General features: G+C 46.0%; 19 protein-coding genes and 1 pseudogene. 14 read left to right on the top strand and 6 right to left on the bottom strand.

Features of this window, described 5'->3' with window-relative positions; all coding sequences use genetic code 11:
- Window positions 1-162 precede the first annotated feature (162 nt).
- From cmk to ACTHUM_RS01365, 10 genes are all read left to right on the top strand, one after another.
- Complete coding sequence (gene cmk / locus ACTHUM_RS01410) at window positions 163-822, top strand: (d)CMP kinase (protein WP_036490635.1); 660 nt, start codon at window positions 163-165, stop codon at window positions 820-822.
- A 154-nt stretch (window positions 823-976) separates the two neighbouring features.
- Window positions 977-2662 (top strand): 30S ribosomal protein S1, encoded by a 1686-nt coding sequence (gene rpsA, locus ACTHUM_RS01405; protein WP_003678994.1) that lies wholly within the window; start codon window positions 977-979, stop codon window positions 2660-2662.
- 10 nt (window positions 2663-2672) lie between these two features.
- Entirely contained in the window at window positions 2673-2987 is a 315-nt protein-coding gene (locus tag ACTHUM_RS01400) for an integration host factor subunit beta (RefSeq protein WP_003678992.1), read from the top strand.
- 259 nt (window positions 2988-3246) lie between these two features.
- The gene (gene zapE, locus ACTHUM_RS01395; RefSeq protein ID WP_049336592.1) at window positions 3247-4383 is read left to right on the top strand and encodes a cell division protein ZapE; all 1137 of its coding nucleotides are present in this window, start codon (window positions 3247-3249) and stop codon (window positions 4381-4383) included.
- A gap of 94 nt (window positions 4384-4477) precedes the next feature.
- The gene (gene ndk, locus ACTHUM_RS01390) at window positions 4478-4903 is read left to right on the top strand and encodes a nucleoside-diphosphate kinase (protein WP_004519785.1); all 426 of its coding nucleotides are present in this window, start codon (window positions 4478-4480) and stop codon (window positions 4901-4903) included.
- Window positions 4904-5073: 170 nt separating this feature from the next.
- Entirely contained in the window at window positions 5074-6162 is a 1089-nt protein-coding gene (rlmN, locus tag ACTHUM_RS01385; protein WP_003683577.1) for a 23S rRNA (adenine(2503)-C(2))-methyltransferase RlmN, read from the top strand.
- 8 nt (window positions 6163-6170) lie between these two features.
- Window positions 6171-6926, top strand: a complete 756-nt coding sequence (gene pilW, locus ACTHUM_RS01380) for a type IV pilus biogenesis/stability protein PilW (RefSeq protein ID WP_004519786.1) — start codon at window positions 6171-6173, stop codon at window positions 6924-6926.
- A complete protein-coding gene (locus ACTHUM_RS01375; RefSeq protein WP_049336589.1) occupies window positions 6927-7811 on the top strand; it encodes a helix-turn-helix domain-containing protein in 885 nt (294 codons plus the stop codon).
- A 1-nt stretch (window position 7812) separates the two neighbouring features.
- Entirely contained in the window at window positions 7813-9078 is a 1266-nt protein-coding gene (gene ispG, locus ACTHUM_RS01370) for a flavodoxin-dependent (E)-4-hydroxy-3-methylbut-2-enyl-diphosphate synthase (protein WP_039862169.1), read from the top strand.
- A 33-nt stretch (window positions 9079-9111) separates the two neighbouring features.
- The gene (locus ACTHUM_RS01365; protein ID WP_004519788.1) at window positions 9112-9957 is read left to right on the top strand and encodes a DUF817 domain-containing protein; all 846 of its coding nucleotides are present in this window, start codon (window positions 9112-9114) and stop codon (window positions 9955-9957) included.
- 58 nt (window positions 9958-10015) lie between these two features.
- On the opposite strand, the gene ACTHUM_RS01360 is transcribed toward ACTHUM_RS01365, so the two are convergent.
- From ACTHUM_RS01360 to ACTHUM_RS01345, 4 genes are all read right to left on the bottom strand, one after another.
- Window positions 10016-11557: an L-lactate MFS transporter gene (locus ACTHUM_RS01360; protein WP_039862148.1), complete on the bottom strand. Its 1542-nt coding sequence runs from the start codon at window positions 11555-11557 to the stop codon at window positions 10016-10018.
- A gap of 469 nt (window positions 11558-12026) precedes the next feature.
- Window positions 12027-12212 carry a hypothetical protein gene (locus ACTHUM_RS01355; RefSeq protein WP_049336588.1) on the bottom strand — a complete coding sequence of 62 codons (186 nt, stop codon included), beginning with the start codon at window positions 12210-12212 and terminating at the stop codon, window positions 12027-12029.
- 52 nt (window positions 12213-12264) lie between these two features.
- Complete coding sequence (locus tag ACTHUM_RS01350) at window positions 12265-12567, bottom strand: hypothetical protein (protein WP_004519792.1); 303 nt, start codon at window positions 12565-12567, stop codon at window positions 12265-12267.
- A gap of 6 nt (window positions 12568-12573) precedes the next feature.
- Window positions 12574-12816 (bottom strand): polymorphic toxin type 50 domain-containing protein, encoded by a 243-nt coding sequence (locus tag ACTHUM_RS01345; protein ID WP_079453701.1) that lies wholly within the window; start codon window positions 12814-12816, stop codon window positions 12574-12576.
- Between the two features lie 45 nt (window positions 12817-12861).
- Here ACTHUM_RS01345 and ACTHUM_RS01340 point away from each other — a divergent pair.
- Window positions 12862-13439, top strand: a pseudogene (locus ACTHUM_RS01340) (NAD(P)H-dependent oxidoreductase).
- A gap of 55 nt (window positions 13440-13494) precedes the next feature.
- Here the strand turns inward: ACTHUM_RS01340 and ACTHUM_RS01335 are convergent.
- Together ACTHUM_RS01335 and ACTHUM_RS01330 are read right to left on the bottom strand one after the other, a co-directional pair.
- Entirely contained in the window at window positions 13495-13677 is a 183-nt protein-coding gene (locus ACTHUM_RS01335) for a histidine phosphatase family protein (protein WP_004519796.1), read from the bottom strand.
- A gap of 118 nt (window positions 13678-13795) precedes the next feature.
- Window positions 13796-14377: a superoxide dismutase gene (locus ACTHUM_RS01330; RefSeq protein ID WP_003683473.1), complete on the bottom strand. Its 582-nt coding sequence runs from the start codon at window positions 14375-14377 to the stop codon at window positions 13796-13798.
- A gap of 154 nt (window positions 14378-14531) precedes the next feature.
- Between ACTHUM_RS01330 and dnaB the strand changes: the two genes are divergently transcribed.
- From dnaB to pilV, 3 genes are all read left to right on the top strand, one after another.
- Window positions 14532-15938, top strand: coding sequence for a replicative DNA helicase (gene dnaB, locus ACTHUM_RS01325; RefSeq protein WP_036490624.1), 1407 nt, complete (start codon window positions 14532-14534; stop codon window positions 15936-15938).
- Window positions 15939-16094: 156 nt separating this feature from the next.
- Window positions 16095-16763, top strand: coding sequence for a pilus assembly FimT family protein (locus ACTHUM_RS01320; protein WP_070695561.1), 669 nt, complete (start codon window positions 16095-16097; stop codon window positions 16761-16763).
- 12 nt (window positions 16764-16775) lie between these two features.
- Window positions 16776-17423: a type IV pilus modification protein PilV gene (gene pilV, locus ACTHUM_RS01315; protein ID WP_191620578.1), complete on the top strand. Its 648-nt coding sequence runs from the start codon at window positions 16776-16778 to the stop codon at window positions 17421-17423.
- Window position 17424: the final 1 nt, after the last annotated feature.

Below are 17424 nucleotides of genomic sequence, written 5' to 3'. Positions count from 1 at the left end.
AATCAGATAAAGCGGTTAAATTATGATTTTGGCCATTATACCCGATAAGGCCGAGCCACTTTTCCTTCAAATTTAAATCACACAAAAATTTTCGTTTTCAGACGGCCAAAGCAACGTATAATAAACGGTTAATTCAAATACCTATCGCATTCAGGAGAACACATGAGCCTCAAGCAAAAAGTCATCGCCATCGACGGCCCCAGCGCATCCGGCAAAGGGACGGTTGCCTCACGCGTAGCCGAAGCCTTGGGTTTTCTTTACCTCGATTCCGGTGCGCTTTACCGCCTGACCGCGCTTTACGCACAAAAACAAAATGTTGCCTGGACAGATGAAGACGCCGTCAGCACACTGGCAGAAACTTTGCCCGCACAATTTGAAGGCAGCGTCGTGTTATTAAACGGCGAAGATGTATCCGAGCAAATCCGTACCGAAGCCATCGGCATGGGTGCATCTGCCGTCGCGCAGTTGCCTAAAGTGCGTACCGCCCTTTTGCAGCGCCAACGCGATTTCCTGACCGAAAAAGGTTTGGTCGCCGACGGCCGCGATATCGGCTCGGTTATTTTCCCTGATGCCGCATTAAAAATCTTCCTGACTGCAAGTGCCAATGTTCGTGCCCAACGTCGTGCCAAACAACTCGGTATCCCATGCGAAGGCGTGGCATTCGAGCGTATCTTGTCGGACATTGAAGCGCGCGACGAAGCAGACCGCCGCCGCCCTGTTGCCCCATTGAAACAGCTGCCCGACGCCCTGCTTTTAGACACTGACAACCTTTCTATCGAAGAAGCTGTAAAAAAAGTGCTTGATTGGTATCATAAAGTTTAAAATTTGGAGTATAATCGCGAAGTTTTCATTTCAGACGGCCTGTTAACCCTATAACAAGGCCGTCTGAAAACATTTCCCAACCTGCCGCGCCAAGGACGGCAGGTCATTTCAAACCTAACCCGCACCCCTTGGCGGTGTACCGAAAAGAGTATATATGACTATGGAAAATTTTGCCCAGCTGCTGGAAGAAAGCTTTACCCTGCAAGAGATGAACCCAGGTGAAGTGATTACTGCCGAAGTAGTCGGCATCGATCAAAACTTCGTTACCGTTAACGCAGGTCTGAAATCAGAATCTCTGATTGATGTTGCTGAATTCAAAAACGCTCAGGGCGAGATTGAAGTTAAAGTTGGCGATTTCGTTACCGTTACCATCGAATCTGTTGAAAACGGCTTCGGCGAAACCAAACTGTCCCGCGAAAAAGCCAAACGCGCTGCCGACTGGATCGCTTTGGAAGAAGCTATGGAAAACGGCGACATCCTGTCCGGCGTTATCAATGGCAAAGTCAAAGGCGGTCTGACTGTTATGATCAACAGCATCCGCGCATTCCTGCCGGGTTCTTTGGTTGACGTACGTCCCGTAAAAGACACTTCTCACTTCGAAGGCAAAGAAATTGAATTCAAAGTGATCAAACTGGACAAAAAACGCAACAACGTCGTTGTGTCCCGCCGCGCTGTTCTGGAAGCTACTTTGGGCGAAGAACGCAAAGCCTTGCTGGAAAACCTGCAAGAAGGTTCAGTTATCAAAGGTATCGTTAAAAACATCACCGATTACGGTGCATTCGTTGACTTGGGCGGCATCGACGGTCTGTTGCACATCACCGACTTGGCATGGCGCCGTGTGAAACACCCAAGCGAAGTTTTGGAAGTTGGTCAAGAAGTAGAAGCCAAAGTCCTGAAATTCGACCAAGACAAACAACGCGTTTCCCTGGGCATGAAACAACTGGGCGAAGATCCTTGGAGCGGTCTGACCCGTCGTTACCCACAAGGTACCCGCCTGTTCGGTAAAGTATCCAACCTGACCGACTACGGTGCATTCGTTGAAATCGAACAAGGCATCGAAGGTTTGGTACACGTTTCCGAAATGGATTGGACCAACAAAAACGTACACCCAAGCAAAGTTGTTCAACTGGGTGACGAAGTTGAAGTCATGATCCTGGAAATCGACGAAGACCGCCGCCGTATCTCTTTGGGCATGAAACAATGTCAAGCTAACCCTTGGGAAGAGTTTGCCGCCAACCACAACAAAGGCGACAAAATCTCCGGCGCAGTTAAATCTATCACTGACTTCGGCGTATTCGTAGGTCTGCCTGGCGGTATCGACGGTCTGGTTCACTTGTCTGACCTGTCTTGGACTGAAGCCGGCGAAGAAGCTGTACGCAAATACAAAAAAGGCGAAGAAGTTGAAGCCGTTGTATTGGCCATCGACGTTGAAAAAGAACGTATCTCTTTGGGTATCAAACAACTTGAAGGCGATCCGTTCGGTAACTTCATCAGCGTAAACGACAAAGGTTCTTTGGTTAAAGGTTCTGTGAAATCTGTTGACGCCAAAGGTGCCGTAGTCGCTCTGTCTGAAGAAGTTGAAGGCTACCTGCCTGCTTCTGAATTCGCCGCTGACCGCGTTGAAGACCTGACTACCAAACTGAAAGAAGGCGACGAAGTTGAAGCCGTTATCGTTACCGTTGACCGCAAAAACCGCAGCATCCGTCTGTCTGTTAAAGCGAAAGACGCTAAAGAAAACCGCGAAGCGCTGAATTCAGTTAACGCCGCTGCAACTGCCAATGCCGGTACTACCAGCCTGGGCGACTTGCTGAAAGCCAAACTGTCCGGCGACCAAGAATAAGGTTGCAGACATGACGAAGTCTGAATTGATGGTTCGCCTCGCAGAAGTGTTTGCCGAAAAAAATGGCAACCAACTGCTGGCTAAAGATGTCGAATACAGTGTAAAAGTCTTGGTTGATACCATGACCCGCTCACTGGCTCGTGGACAACGTATCGAAATCCGCGGCTTCGGCAGCTTCGACTTGAACCACCGCCCTGCCCGTATCGGGCGCAACCCTAAAACCGGCGAACGTGTGGAAGTGCCTGAAAAACATGTTCCCCACTTCAAACCGGGTAAAGAGTTGCGTGAGCGTGTAGACTTGGCATTGCAAGAAAGTGCTCATTAATACTTAGTAGCAAAACGCCGCAGAAATGCGGCGTTTTTTTGTTTTTTCAAAAAATACTAAAGCCAACCTTTTTGCTTGCACCTTAATCGCACACTTTTCCAACTATATTGACAACAAAGCCTTTGCAAAAAACGCAGGCCGTCTGAAATCATTTATAATAGACCGACTATTCCATAATGAGAACATCATTCCGACTACTGTCCAAATTATTGCGGATGATGTTTCGACTATCGCCAGCAAAACATAATAAAGGTTATACATGAGCAATAGAGACCAACTATTTACGCCACCGCCATTTGAAAACCACAGCCCGTTGACTTGGTATCAGGCCGCCGCCGAACAACCCAACTTCATCCGTGACGAAGCACAAGCACGAGCCATTGAATATTTGGATCGCTTATGGACCGAGCTGATGATGTTCAAACGCAAACGCAACCGTTTTCTCGGCCGCAGCCTGCGTTCCCCTCAAGTACCTAAAGGACTCTATTTTTATGGCGGCGTAGGACGCGGTAAAAGTTTCCTGATGGACGCTTTTTTTGGCTGCCTCCCTTATCGCCGTAAGCGCCGCGTGCATTTCCATGCCTTTATGGCCGAAATTCATCAACGGCTGAAAGCTTTAAAGAGTGAAGCGAATCCTTTAAAAGCCGTTGCAGCAGAAATTGCCAAAGAAACACGCGTATTATGCTTTGATGAATTTCACGTCAGCGACATTGCCGATGCAATGATTTTAGGCCGTTTGTTGGAAAACCTGCTGAGCGAAGGTGTTGTTTTGGTGGCCACTTCCAACTACGCCCCATCCGAACTCTATCCTCAAGGCCAAAACCGCAGCAGCTTTCTGCCAACCATCGCCCTTATCGAATCTAACCTGACCGTTTTAAATGTAGATGGCGGAGAAGATTACCGATTGCGCACATTGCGCCCTGCCGAAATTTTCTTTGTGCCCAATAATGAAGAAAACGAGCAAAAACTGGCTACTTTATTTAAAGAAATGAGCGGAATCTCTGAATTGAATCCAGGAATCAGCATTATTCATGGACGGGAAATTCCTCATAAAGCCCAGTCGGAACGCGCCATCTGGTTTGATTTCCGCGCATTATGTTTTGGCCCGCGTTCACAAGCTGACTATCTGTATTTAGCCGAACATTATGAGATGGTTTTCCTTTCAGGATTAGAACGTCTAACCCCGCAAGAAAAAGCAGAAGCACGCCGTCTGACATGGTTAATTGACGTTTTATATGATTTCCGTGTGAAATTGTGCGCCACCAGTGCAGTTGGCGTAAACGATATTTATGTCGAAGGCGATTTCGCCGAGGAATTTACCCGTACAGCCAGCCGTATGATCGAAATGCAATCCGAAGTCTATTTGGAACAACCACACCTGACTTTAAGCAAATAATGCCTTTCCCAAAAAGGGGCGAAATTTGGTAGAATACACTTCCCTCGCCTCTTGGCTACGGCAACTCACCTATTAATAAAAACAAGGACATAACATGGCCATCGAACGTACGATTTCCATCATCAAACCCGATGCAGTAGAAAAAAACGTCATCGGCAAGATTTACAGCCGCTTTGAAGAAAACGGCTTGCGCATTATTGCGGCGAAAATGAAACATCTGTCTGAGCGCGAAGCAAAAGAGTTTTATGCTGTACACAAAGACCGCCCTTTTTATGAAGACTTGGTTAAATTCATGACTCGCAATCCTGTTATGATTCAAGTATTGGAAGGTGAAAACGCCGTTGCCAAAAATCGCGAATTGATGGGCGCAACCAATCCAGCCGATGCAGCTCCGGGCACAATCCGTGCCGACTTTGCAGAATCTGTCAGTGTTAATGCTGTACACGGTTCTGACAGCGTGGAAAATGCTGCGATTGAAATCGCCTACTTTTTCAGCCAAAGCGAAATCTGCCCACGATAAAAGCAAAAAGCCTGTAGCCGCTTTACGGCCGTCCGATTCCATATCGGACGGCAAAAGTGCTTTGTATGCCCTGCAAATGACAGGCCGTCTGAAACCCTAAAGGCTTTTAAAGCAAAGCTGACCGATAAGCCTCTTTACTTTAAAAGCTTTATTGAGAAACATAAAAATACATGAAAACCAATCTACTGAATTACGATTTAAATGGACTGACGCAACACTTTGCCGAAATGGGTGAGAAACCTTTCCGCGCCAAACAAGTCATGCGTTGGATGCATCAAGCCGGTGCACAAAACTTTGAAGAAATGACTGACTTGGCCAAATCATTGCGTGCCAAGTTGAATGAACAAGCCACAATCGAAGTGCCTAAATTAATGATGGCACAAGAATCTACTGATGGCACACGCAAATGGTTGCTGGATGTCGGCACGGGCAACGGTGTAGAAACCGTCTTTATTCCCGAAGCCGAACGCGGTACTTTGTGCATCTCTTCCCAAGTAGGTTGCGCATTGGAATGCACTTTCTGCTCTACCGGACGACAGGGTTTCAACCGCAACCTGACTGCCGCTGAAATTATCGGTCAGCTTTGGTGGGCCAATAAAGCCATGGGTGTTACCCCTAAAAACGAACGCGTTATCTCCAACGTGGTGATGATGGGTATGGGCGAGCCTATGGCAAACTTTGACAATGTTGTTACTGCCTTGAGTATTATGTTGGATGATCATGGCTACGGCTTGAGCCGCCGTCGCGTGACCGTTTCCACTTCGGGCATGGTTCCACAAATGGACAGACTGCGTGATGCAATGCCTGTTGCTTTGGCTGTATCTTTACACGCATCCAACGATGAAGTGCGCGATCAGATTGTTCCTCTCAACAAAAAATACCCGCTCAAAGAATTGATGGCGGCCTGTCAACGTTATCTGGTCAAAGCCCCCCGTGACTTTATTACCTTTGAATACGTTATGCTCGACGGTATCAATGATAAAGCACAACATGCGCGCGAATTGATTGAATTGGTTAAAGACGTACCATGCAAATTCAATCTGATTCCGTTCAATCCTTTCCCAAATTCCGGCTACGAACGTTCTACCAATGAAAATATCCGTGTCTTCCGCGATATTCTGCAACAAGCCGGCTTTGTCGTTACTGTCCGCAAAACCCGCGGCGACGATATCGATGCCGCTTGCGGACAATTGGCCGGACAAGTACAAGATAAAACACGCCGCCAACAAAAATGGCAACAGATTTTGGTCGAACAATAAGGTTAATTATGAAAATCAAGTTCGGATTCGCTTTACTTACCGCACTGACTCTTTCTGCCTGCGCTTCCTCTTCCGGCCCAAGCCCTAAAGAACGTGCCATTCAAGTTTCTAATATCAAAACCCAACTGGCTGTGGAATATATGCGCGGCCAAAACTACCGCCAAGCTACTGAAAGTATCGAAGAGGCGCTTAAGTCCAATTCCAAAAATGACCTTGCTTGGTTGGTACGCGCCGAGATTTATCAGTATTTGAAAGTCAAAGACAAAGCTCAAGAAAGCTTTCTTAAAGCATTGTCTTTAAAACCTGATAGTGCGGAAGTCAACAACAACTACGGTTGGTTCTTGTGCAATCAAATGAATGCACCGGCCGAATCTTTGGCTTATTTTGACAAAGCACTGGCCGACCCAACCTACCCAAGCCCCTTTATTGCCAATATGAATAAAGGCATTTGCAGCGCAAGGTTAGGTCAATACTCTTTAGCCCAAGCCTATTTGGAAAGGTCTTTAGCAGCAAATCCGCAATTCTTCCCTGCTTTCAAAGAACTTGCCCGAACCAAAATGATGGCAGGCAATCTGAACGATGCCGACTATTATTTCCGCCAATACCAAAGCAAAGTTGATGTCCTGCAGGCTGACGATTTGCTTTTAGGCTGGCGTTTGGCTACCGCCTTGGGTAATAAACACGCCGCATACGAATACGAAGCCCAACTTAGGGCAAACTTCCCTTATTCAGACGAACTACAAACCGTCACAACAGGCCAATAAATGGAAAATAACGATAAAATCAACTACGACACACAAGCCGCCAAAACATTGGGGGATGAATTACGCAAACACAGAACTGATGCCAAAATCGATATTCAAGATGTTGCTTCACGTTTGAAACTGTCTACCGAACAAATTGATGCTTTGGAAAAAGGGGAATATTCCGGCTTTCCCGGTTTAGTCTTTGTTTCAGGTTATCTGCGTTCATATGCACGATTTCTGAAAATCGACGAACAAATCATCGCCAAACATTTGCGCTCCATTACTCCGCAACTTGAAGACCATGTATACGCGGTAACACGCAGCACCAACTCCGGCTTAAGCTTCACAGATACTGAAAAGCAGGGCTTCCCAAAATGGATATTGGGGATAGCCGCATTGGCTTTGGCTGTAGGCGGCGTTTACTTTTGGCAAAGCAAATCCAGTTTTGAAAACGAACAGGCAAATATTCAAAACAGCAAAGATGTTGCTGATACGATGAAAACGCCTGCCTTAAAAACGGATAATGTTGCCGTTAGCGAAATGACGGAAGACGGCAAAAAAGAAATCACCAATAAGCCTGAAGTGGCCAATGATCAAGCAGCCTCAGCAGCTTCCGCCGCCGTACAAGAAGAGAAACCTGCTGTCAAAGTTGAGAAAGACGAACTTTGGATTAAAGTCCAATACCGAAGCAATCTGATTATTGCAGACAAAGATGGAAAAGTTGTATTCAGCCGTATCGTTCCAGCCGGAAGCGAACAACGTCTGAGAGGCGGCGCACCTTACAATGTTTGGATCGGTATTGCAGCCGGCTCGGAAGCCAATTACGGCGGCACACCTATCGAACCTTTGAAATACCGTGTTGCCGGTGAAAAATCCGCCTCTTTTGTTGCAGGAAAAAACTAAAATGACCACACCTAAACGCCGTCAGACACATCAAGTCAAAATTGACCATCTCATCATCGGCTCCGATGCGCCCGTTGTTGTGCAATCTATGACCAATACCGACACCGCAGATGCAGAAGCAACAGCCCGACAGGTCAAAGAGTTGAGCGATGCCGGCTCAGAAATGGTCCGTATCACGGTTAATACTCCTGAAGCGGCTTCCAAAGTAGCCGAAATCCGCAGCCGCTTAGACGATATGGGCTACACCACGCCCCTGATCGGCGACTTCCATTTCAATGGCGAACGCTTATTGGCCGAATTTCCTGAGTGCGGCAAGGCCCTGTCTAAATACCGCATCAACCCAGGCAATGTCGGTAAAGGCGCAAAAGGCGATGAGAAATTTGCCTTTATGATTCGTACAGCGGCAGAAAACAATAAAGCCGTACGCATCGGTGTGAACTGGGGTTCGCTTGATCAAAGCCTTGCCAAACGTATGATGGATGCCAACCTAGCTTCTGCCACACCGAAGCCGCCTGAAGAAATCATGAAAGAGGCTTTGATTGTTTCGGCGCTGGAATCGGCAGAAAAAGCCGTGGCTTTGGGCTTGCCTGAAGACAAAATCATTTTGTCGTGCAAGGTCAGCGCCGTACAAGACTTGATTCAGGTTTACCGCGAATTAGGCAGCCGTTGCCGTTACCCGCTCCATCTCGGCCTGACCGAGGCGGGCATGGGTAGCAAAGGCATTGTGGCTTCCACCGCAGCTTTGTCCGTATTGTTGCAAGAAGGTATCGGCGACACCATTCGAATTTCCCTTACGCCCGAACCTGGCTCCCCACGTACACAAGAAGTCATTGTCGGTCAGGAAATCCTGCAAACCATGGGCTTACGCTCCTTTACGCCAATGGTTACAGCCTGCCCGGGTTGCGGCCGTACCACCAGTACCGTATTCCAAGAATTGGCGCAAGACGTACAAAACTATTTACGTCAAAAAATGACTATTTGGCGCACTGAGTATCCAGGCGTTGAATCATTGAACGTTGCCGTAATGGGTTGCGTAGTCAATGGCCCGGGCGAAAGCAAACTTGCCGATATCGGTATCAGCCTGCCAGGTACAGGCGAAACACCGGTTGCGCCGGTTTATGTAGACGGCGAACGGAAAGTTACCCTCAAAGGCGACAATATCGCTGCCGAGTTTTTACAAATCGTTGAAGATTATGTCAAAACCAACTATTGCGAAGGTGGCGCAAAACGTAAGCAAAACCGCGTTATTCCGATTCAATCTGCCTAAAACATTTTCAAGATAAAGAGGCCGTCTGAAAATATGTTGGGCAAACTGGATACTTGGCTGACTGAACATCCCAAACGCAAGGATTTGCATGGTTGGCGACGCTTTATCGTTGAATTTTGGTTTTTCGGTTTGAAAGAAGCACGAGCCTGCTTATTTGCAGGCTTGTTTTTCATTGCCATGTTCCTCGTTCCGAAAACAGGCTTGTTGGGAATTTCGCGCTACGACCTGCTGCTGATTTTTGCCATCTCCATACAAGCAGCCATGCTGTATTTCAAGCTAGAAACTTGGGATGAAGTGAAATCGATTACGCTGTTTCACTTGGTGGGCTTTGCTTTAGAGTGGTTCAAGACATCAGGCGATATCCAATCATGGAGCTATCCGGATGAGGCTTATACCAAAATCGGCGGCGTACCGCTGTTTGCAGGCTTTATGTATGCCGCAGTCGGCAGCTATATCATTCAAGCATGGCGGCTGTTTGACTTAAAAATCAAAAGCCATCCGCCGTATTGGTTGGGTACTTTGTGCGCACTGGCGATTTATATCAATTTCTTCACCCATCACTATATCGGCGACTATCGCTGGTATCTTGCTGCTTTCGCTCTCGGCCTATATGCCCGGACAACGGTCTTATACACGCCCTATGACACCACTCGCAAAATGCCGCTCCTGCTCGCTTTCGTCCTGATCGGATTTTTTATTTGGCTGGCGGAAAATTTGGGAACCCTATTCGGCGTTTGGCGCTATCCCAACCAAATCGGCGCGTGGGCATCGGTACACATCAGCAAATGGAGTTCATGGGCTTTACTGGTGATGATGACTTTTACCATCGTTGCGAATTTAAAACACATCAAACATACCATCAGCGTATCAAAAGATTAGTTGCTTAATATTTTAAAAGGCCGTCTGAAACTTTCAGACGGCCTCTAATTTTCAACAATCAATTAAACAAACTTAAGGCTTTAACAAACACCATAATGACGCCATAGCCCAAAGGAATGCAGACCAAAGCCCAACGCCACCATACGCCGATACCGCCCGCTGATACTTTCTTGCTGATCAGATAAGCATCGGATACAGCGGTTTCATCATCGGGATTGCCACTATGTGCCGCGACCTTAATGTCTTTCTCGTGATGCTTTTCATGAACAGAACGGACACTCAAATTACACAACAAACCAACAATCAACAAACCTGCCATGATGTACATGGTAATGCTATAAGCTTCAGCAGCCGGAACGCCACTTTCAATTTGGCTTTGGCGGATATAGTTGACCAACACCGGGCCAATAACAGCCGCAGTTGACCATGCCAGCAAAATCCTGCCGTGTATTGCCCCGACTTGATAAGTGCCGAACAAATCCTTCAAATACGCCGGAATGGCTGCAAAACCGCCGCCATACATGGAAATGATGACGCAGAAACCAATGACAAACAAAGCCTTGTTACCGCTCTCGCCAATCGACGGAATGGCAAAATACAACAGCGAGCCGAGCACAAAGAAAATAGTATAAGTATTTTTACGGCCAATTTTGTCGGACACGCTGGACCACAAAAAGCGGCCGCCCATATTAAACAGACTCAACAGACTCACAAAACCTGCCGCCGCACCCGCACCAATTGCCGCTTGTTTTCCTACAGATGCCTCGGAAAAAAGCTCCTGAATCATGACGGAAGCCTGACCTAGAACGCCGATACCCGCTGTCACGTTCAAGCACAACACCCAAAACAAGAGCCAGAATTGCGGCGTTTTCATGGCTTGTGAGACATTGACATGATTACTGCTGACCAATTTGCTTTTGTTTTTCGGCGCAACATAACCTTTAGGTTTCCAGCCATCGGCAGGTACACGGATCGTAAACGCGCCGAACATCATCAACACCAAATAAAACAATCCTAAAACGACAAAAGCCTGCGCTACGCCAACTGAAGTTTCACTGGAGAAAAAATTCATCAGCGACACGGATAAAGGCGAGGCCAGCATCGCGCCACCACCAAAACCCATAATCGCCAAGCCTGTCGCCATACCCGGTTTATCGGGAAACCATTTCATCAAAGTCGATACAGGCCCGATATAGCCCAAGCCCAAACCAACCCCACCAATCACACCGTTACCCAAATAAAGCAAAAACAGATTGTGCGTATGAACGCCAATAGCCGACACAAAAAAGCCCAAACTAAAACAGCAGGCGGCAACAAACATCGCCTTACGCGGCCCAACGCGCTCCATCCATGTACCGAACATGGCCGCAGACGCGCCCAACATCGCCAAGGCAATACTGAAAATCCAACCGACCGTGGTCAGCTTCCAATCTCCTGCAGCCGACTCAGTAATACCGATAAGCTTGGTCAGCGGCGCATTAAACACGGAATAAGCGTATATCTGCCCGATGGCAAGATGCACGGCCAAAGCGGCAGGCGGTACCAGCCAACGATTAAAGCCGGGTTTGGCAATGGTCGCCTCACGGTCTAGAAATTTCATAAAATCCTCTTGTCTATGTGTGTCAAACGCTGATTCCATATCATGCGGAATCAGAAAATTGTTGACAATATTTTAGCATAATCTCCCGTTTATCCTTTTTTCTGCTCCATGATAATTTTGCGCATCAGACAGAAAAAACATTCATCTAAACCATTTCTTCACGCCAATATCGACAAAAAGGCCGAGACCTTTGCAAAAGTCTCAAGTTGACCGTATTGGCGGAAAAAATTCAAACGCGTAGTAAGGGCATTTTCAGGGAGTTGTTGAACAGTATGCATAAAATTCGGCAAATAATCGCAGTTCGGGGAAAGGATATTTGGGTGGCGCACCAAAATTACTACAAAATGACTTGCGTCTATTGGTAGGTGAATGCACTTTTATAAGAAATTTCCCCATCATAATAAATAATCCATGTAGAAATAAAATTTAAAGATTCTGGCTCATGCATAGATGTAATAAGTACTGAATGTTACTTTTTTTCTATCCCATCAGCTATAGATGTAGCCCAGCTATTTTTATATTCTTCAATACCCCAATAGTCTATTGGAATATGTAATTCTTCTACATATTCACCTAAAGAGATTGAAGCCAAAATATGCATCCCATATCCATTATCAAAAGATGTACCTTTATCTTTAAAGAAAATACCAAACATTATTAATCCTTAATTCTTTTTAAATCCTTGTCATAAATAAATAGTTCCAATCTTATTCATATTTTTCATGGCGCTTATATACACATATATAATTATCAAAAGATAAATATTTAGGGTAATCAATCCTAACTAAATTCTCATCAATAGTATAATCCTCACCAAAATTAGAAATAATATCTGTACCAATTTTATAAATCTCTTCATTCCAATAGGTAGAGATATCTCCATCAATAACGATATAAATACTTATACAATTTTCATTGATTCTTACATAAACACCTCTAACCTCTTTGGTAATTTTACCTATCAAGGCATTTTGGGTAACAATTCTTAATCTTATAATGTCATTATTCATAGACTATTATTCCTTTGGTTTAGCCGGAACTACATGATATCCATTTTTACTATAATGAATAATCCCCATAGTTGTTGGGGTTTGATTTCCTGTAACAGGATCGATATAAATACCGATATTTTTATTGAAGTTCACCCTTTCTTTAAAACCAGGAAGCCCAATTTCAGTTTTTCCCACCTGCTGTCCAGTTCCTACATAACCTTTTAAAGAATCTAAACTTACAGTGATAAAGATGCAGTAAAAAGGCATAATGATAGCCCCATTTTTATAATTATTTATTTTAGGGGCAAAAAGATGAATATTTTATTACTAGACGGTAGAAAAGAGTTTGGTCATTCGCATGGTGAGTTGAACCATACGCTTCACAAAAAAGCGAAAGAAGTTTTGACCGCACTTGGACACAATGTACAAGAAACCGTGATTAATGCGGGCTATGATGTTGAAGCAGAAATCGAAAAATTCTTGTGGATGGATGCCGTGATTTGGCAAATGCCAGGCTGGTGGATGCACGAACCTTGGACAGTGAAAAAATACATAGACGAAGTATTAACTGCCGGACACGGCAAGCTTTACCACAGTGATGGCCGCCATCGTGTCAATCCGATAGAAGGCTACGGCACAGGTGGTTTGTTGCAAGGCAAAAAAACATGCTCTCGCTTACTTGGAATGCGCCGATTGAGGCCTTCACCCGAGAAGGCGATTTTTTCGAAGGCAAAGGCGTGGATGCGTTGTATATGCACTTCCACAAACTCAATGAGTTCATCGGTTTGACCCGTCTGCCGACATTCTTATGTAACGATGTGATTAAAAATCCACAAGTGGAACAATACTTAGCAGACTACCAAGCACACTTAGAAAAAGTATTCGGCTAATGGCAAAAAAGGTGGGTAAAATGCCCACTTTTTTATTATTGATGAATGGGTGTGATCATTGTAAATGAGCCACATCGTTAAGCTGCTCAATATGAAAACCGCTTTCACTATCATATTTCACAATACTGATTGAAGTATGCAACAATGACACGGATTTACCCTCATCACGATGGTTTTCCCAAGTCGCTCCGCCTAGTAAGGACAATAAAAGCCGCAGGGTATGACCATGCGATACCACTAAAATATTAGCGCCCGATTGATGTATCGTAAAGGGCGGCCATTGCACGTACTGCTAATTGTTCAAAGGTTTCAGGCCGTCTGAAAAATTTTCAGACGGCCTTTTCACTCATATCGTTTTATGCGGCGAAGCGTTTGGCAACTTCATCCCAGTTAACAATTTCCCAGAAACCTTTCAGGTAGTTAGGACGGCTGTTGCGGTAGTCGATGTAGTAGGCGTGTTCCCATACGTCGCAAGTCAACAGCGGAGTGTTTTCAGTAGTCAGCGGAGTACCTGCATTGGAAGTAGAAACCAGATCCAATTCACCGGCAGGTGTTTTCACCAACCATGCCCAACCGGAGCCGAAAGTACCGGCCGCGCAAGCATTGAACGCTTCTTGAAATTTCTCGAAGCTGCCCCATTTGGCGTCGATGGCTGCAGCCAATTCGCCGGCAGGTTTGCCTTGGCCTTTAGGGGTAAAGCCCAGCCAGTAGAAAGTGTGGTTCCAAGTTTGGGCAGCGTTGTTGAACATACCGCCGGAAGATTTTTTCACGATTTCTTCCAAAGGCATTTCTTCAAACTCAGTGCCTTTGATTTGATTGTTCAAATTGGTGATGTAAGTTTGATGGTGTTTGCCGTAGTGAAACTCCAAAGTTTCTTTGGTCAGATGGGGAGATAACGCATCCAGTTCATAAGGCAATTGTGGCAGCTTGTGTTCCATTTTTATGCTCCTAATTATTGATATTTATATTTTGGTAGTGTACGTCGTCATATTGACAACATAGCTATTTTACCTGCTTTAGCCTAAACAAACCAATTGAACTTACACTGCGTTATAATAGCGGATTACAATTTTCCAGCCAGAGATGCCCGTCATGAGCAATTATTCCGATATGCCGTCTGAAGACCGTGAAATCAGCGCATTATCACTGCCGCCACATTCCACAGAAGCGGAGCAATCCGTATTGGGCGGCCTGATGCTGGAAAATTCTGCTTGGGACCGTATTGCCGATGTCGTTTCCGGCGAGGATTTCTACCGCCACGAACACCGCCTGATTTTTCGTGCCATTGCCAACCTGATTAACGAAAGCCGCCCTGCCGACGTCATTACCGTTCAAGAAAGTTTGGAACGCAATGAAGAATTGGAAGCAGCAGGCGGATTCAACTATCTGATTACACTGGCGCAAAACACGCCATCCGCTGCCAATATCCGCCGCTACGCCGAAATCGTGCGAGAACGTTCCATCATGCGCCAGCTTGCCGAAGTCGGCACGGAAATTGCGCGTAGCGCATACAATCCACAAGGGCGCGATGCAGGTCAGCTTTTGGACGAGGCGGAAAACAAAGTATTCCAAATTGCCGAAAGTACCGCCAAATCCAAACAAGGCTTCCTTGAGATGCCCGACCTTTTGAAAGAAGTGGTCGAGCGCATCGATATGCTTTATTCGCGCGACAATCCTGATGAAGTAACCGGTATATCGACAGGCTTTATCGACCTCGATAAAAAAACATCAGGCCTCCAACCGGGCGATTTGATCATCGTCGCAGGCCGTCCTTCCATGGGTAAAACCGCCTTTTCGATCAACATCGCAGAACACGTTGCCGTAGAGGGCAAGCTGCCTGTTGCCGTATTCTCGATGGAAATGGGCGGTGCGCAGCTGGTTATGCGTATGCTGGGTTCTGTCGGACGTTTGGATCAAAGCGTTTTAAAAACCGGCAGATTACAAGACGAACACTGGGGCCGTCTGAACGAGGCGGTCGTTAAACTCTCCGATGCACCCATGTATATCGATGAAACGCCGGGTTTGACTGCACTCGAACTGCGCGCCCGCGCCCGTCGTCTTGCCCGCCAGTTCAACGGTAAATTGGGCTTGATCGTCATCGACTACCTGCAATTAATGTCAGGCTCCGGCCGTTCTGACAACCGCGCTTCCGAGCTTGGCGAAATTTCCCGCTCACTCAAAGCATTAGCCAAAGAATTGCAAGTTCCCGTCATTGCACTGTCGCAGTTAAGCCGTACCGTTGAGCAGCGTACCGACAAACGCCCGATGATGTCCGACTTGCGTGAATCCGGCGCAATCGAACAAGATGCCGACTTGATTATGTTTATGTATCGTGATGAATACTACAACTCAGAATCACCCGCAAAAGGCTTGGCGGAATGTATTATCGGTAAACACCGTAACGGTCCCGTCGGGAAAGTATTCCTCACTTGGATGGGTCAATTTACCAAATTTGATAATGCCGCCTATGTTCCAGAATCCATGTTGATGGAAGATTGAGACAGATTGTCTGAAAAACTAACCGAATTTCATATTTCATTAGTCACGCATTACAAAATCGTTTAAAATAAATCTAATAAAAGCAAAAGCATTGCCACAGGCAAATGCAAAAGAGAAAACGTCAGTTACCCAACACATTACTACCAAAAATCACTCATGTATCAGACACAAAAAGGCTTCACCCTAATTGAGTTGCTGATCGTCATTACTATTGCAGCAGTAATGGCCGTCATCGCACTTCCCAATATGAATCAATGGATTGCCTCCAGACGTGCAGCATCGCAAGCAGAGCAAATTGCCAATCTGCTGCGCTTCGCGCGAAATGAGGCCGTCCGTCTCAATCTTCCCGTTTACATCTGCCCGGTCAAAATCAAATCCGATGGCTCGCCCAATAATGGTTGCGATTCCAAATATGCCGGTAATGGTATGTTGGCCTACGCCGATAAAAACGAAGACTTACGCTATCAAAACGATACTGTCGATTTATCCATCCGCTCCATTATCCTTAATGGAGATACTGACAAAGTGGAATACAGCTTTAACTATATCCCTATCGGCAATGACCGTTCTGCCCTCTCTGCTTCAGCTCCAAAAGAAGTCTGGTGGAGATTTCTTCCCAATGGTACATTTGGCCATTCAATCGATGGAAAGAATTATCAATTTTCAGACGGCCACATCAAAATCAGCCTGACGGATAAATCCGCCACCGATGCTGAAACCAAGAAAGCCCGTGCTACCGTACTTTTAATCAATGGCAATGGGCATGTCGAAATCTGTGCTAAAAACGATGAGCGCAAAATGTGTGAATACACTTCCAAAGAATAACAACGGTATCTTATGAACATTACTAATCCTACTCATCTCAGATCATTTAAAGGCCGTCTGAAAACGAGCTCATCAAGCTTTACCCCAAAACTTCAATCAGGCATGACCCTGATTGAAGTTTTGATTGCCATGTTTGTCCTTGCTATCGGCGTACTGGCCCTTCTGGCTGTTCAATTACGTACCGTATCCAACGTGCGTGAGTCTGAAAATCAAACCACAGTCGCCCAAATTACGCAAAATTTGATTGAAGGCATGCTCATTAATCCGACGCTCTCTGAAGAAACCGATACTGCAGGCGAAAAAACTACTCGTTATAAAAAATCCTACGATGCCTACCTCAAATCAGACTCTAAACAAACTGCAAAATTTGAAGCCAAAATGACCAAAGCGCAACTTGCGCAGGCGCAAATTGCCCAGTTTAAGGCCGACTTAGCCAAAGCCCTTCCCGAAGCCCAAGTCTTCTCGACCATCTGTAAAGATTCTTCCGGTGCAGAGCCGACTTACGAAAATGGGTTTAACGCAAAATGCGATGGCAAAGGCGACACGACCATCGTGAAAGTTTTATGGTTGCAAGATGTCGAAGAAGAAAATAGCGCAAAAAATCTCAATAAATCGGGGCATCACGTTGTCTATACCTACCAATCACGCGTAAGAGACTAAC

The organism is Neisseria sp. P0021.S006 (assembly GCF_051956895.1).
This window is presented reverse-complemented; position numbering and strand designations above follow the sequence as displayed.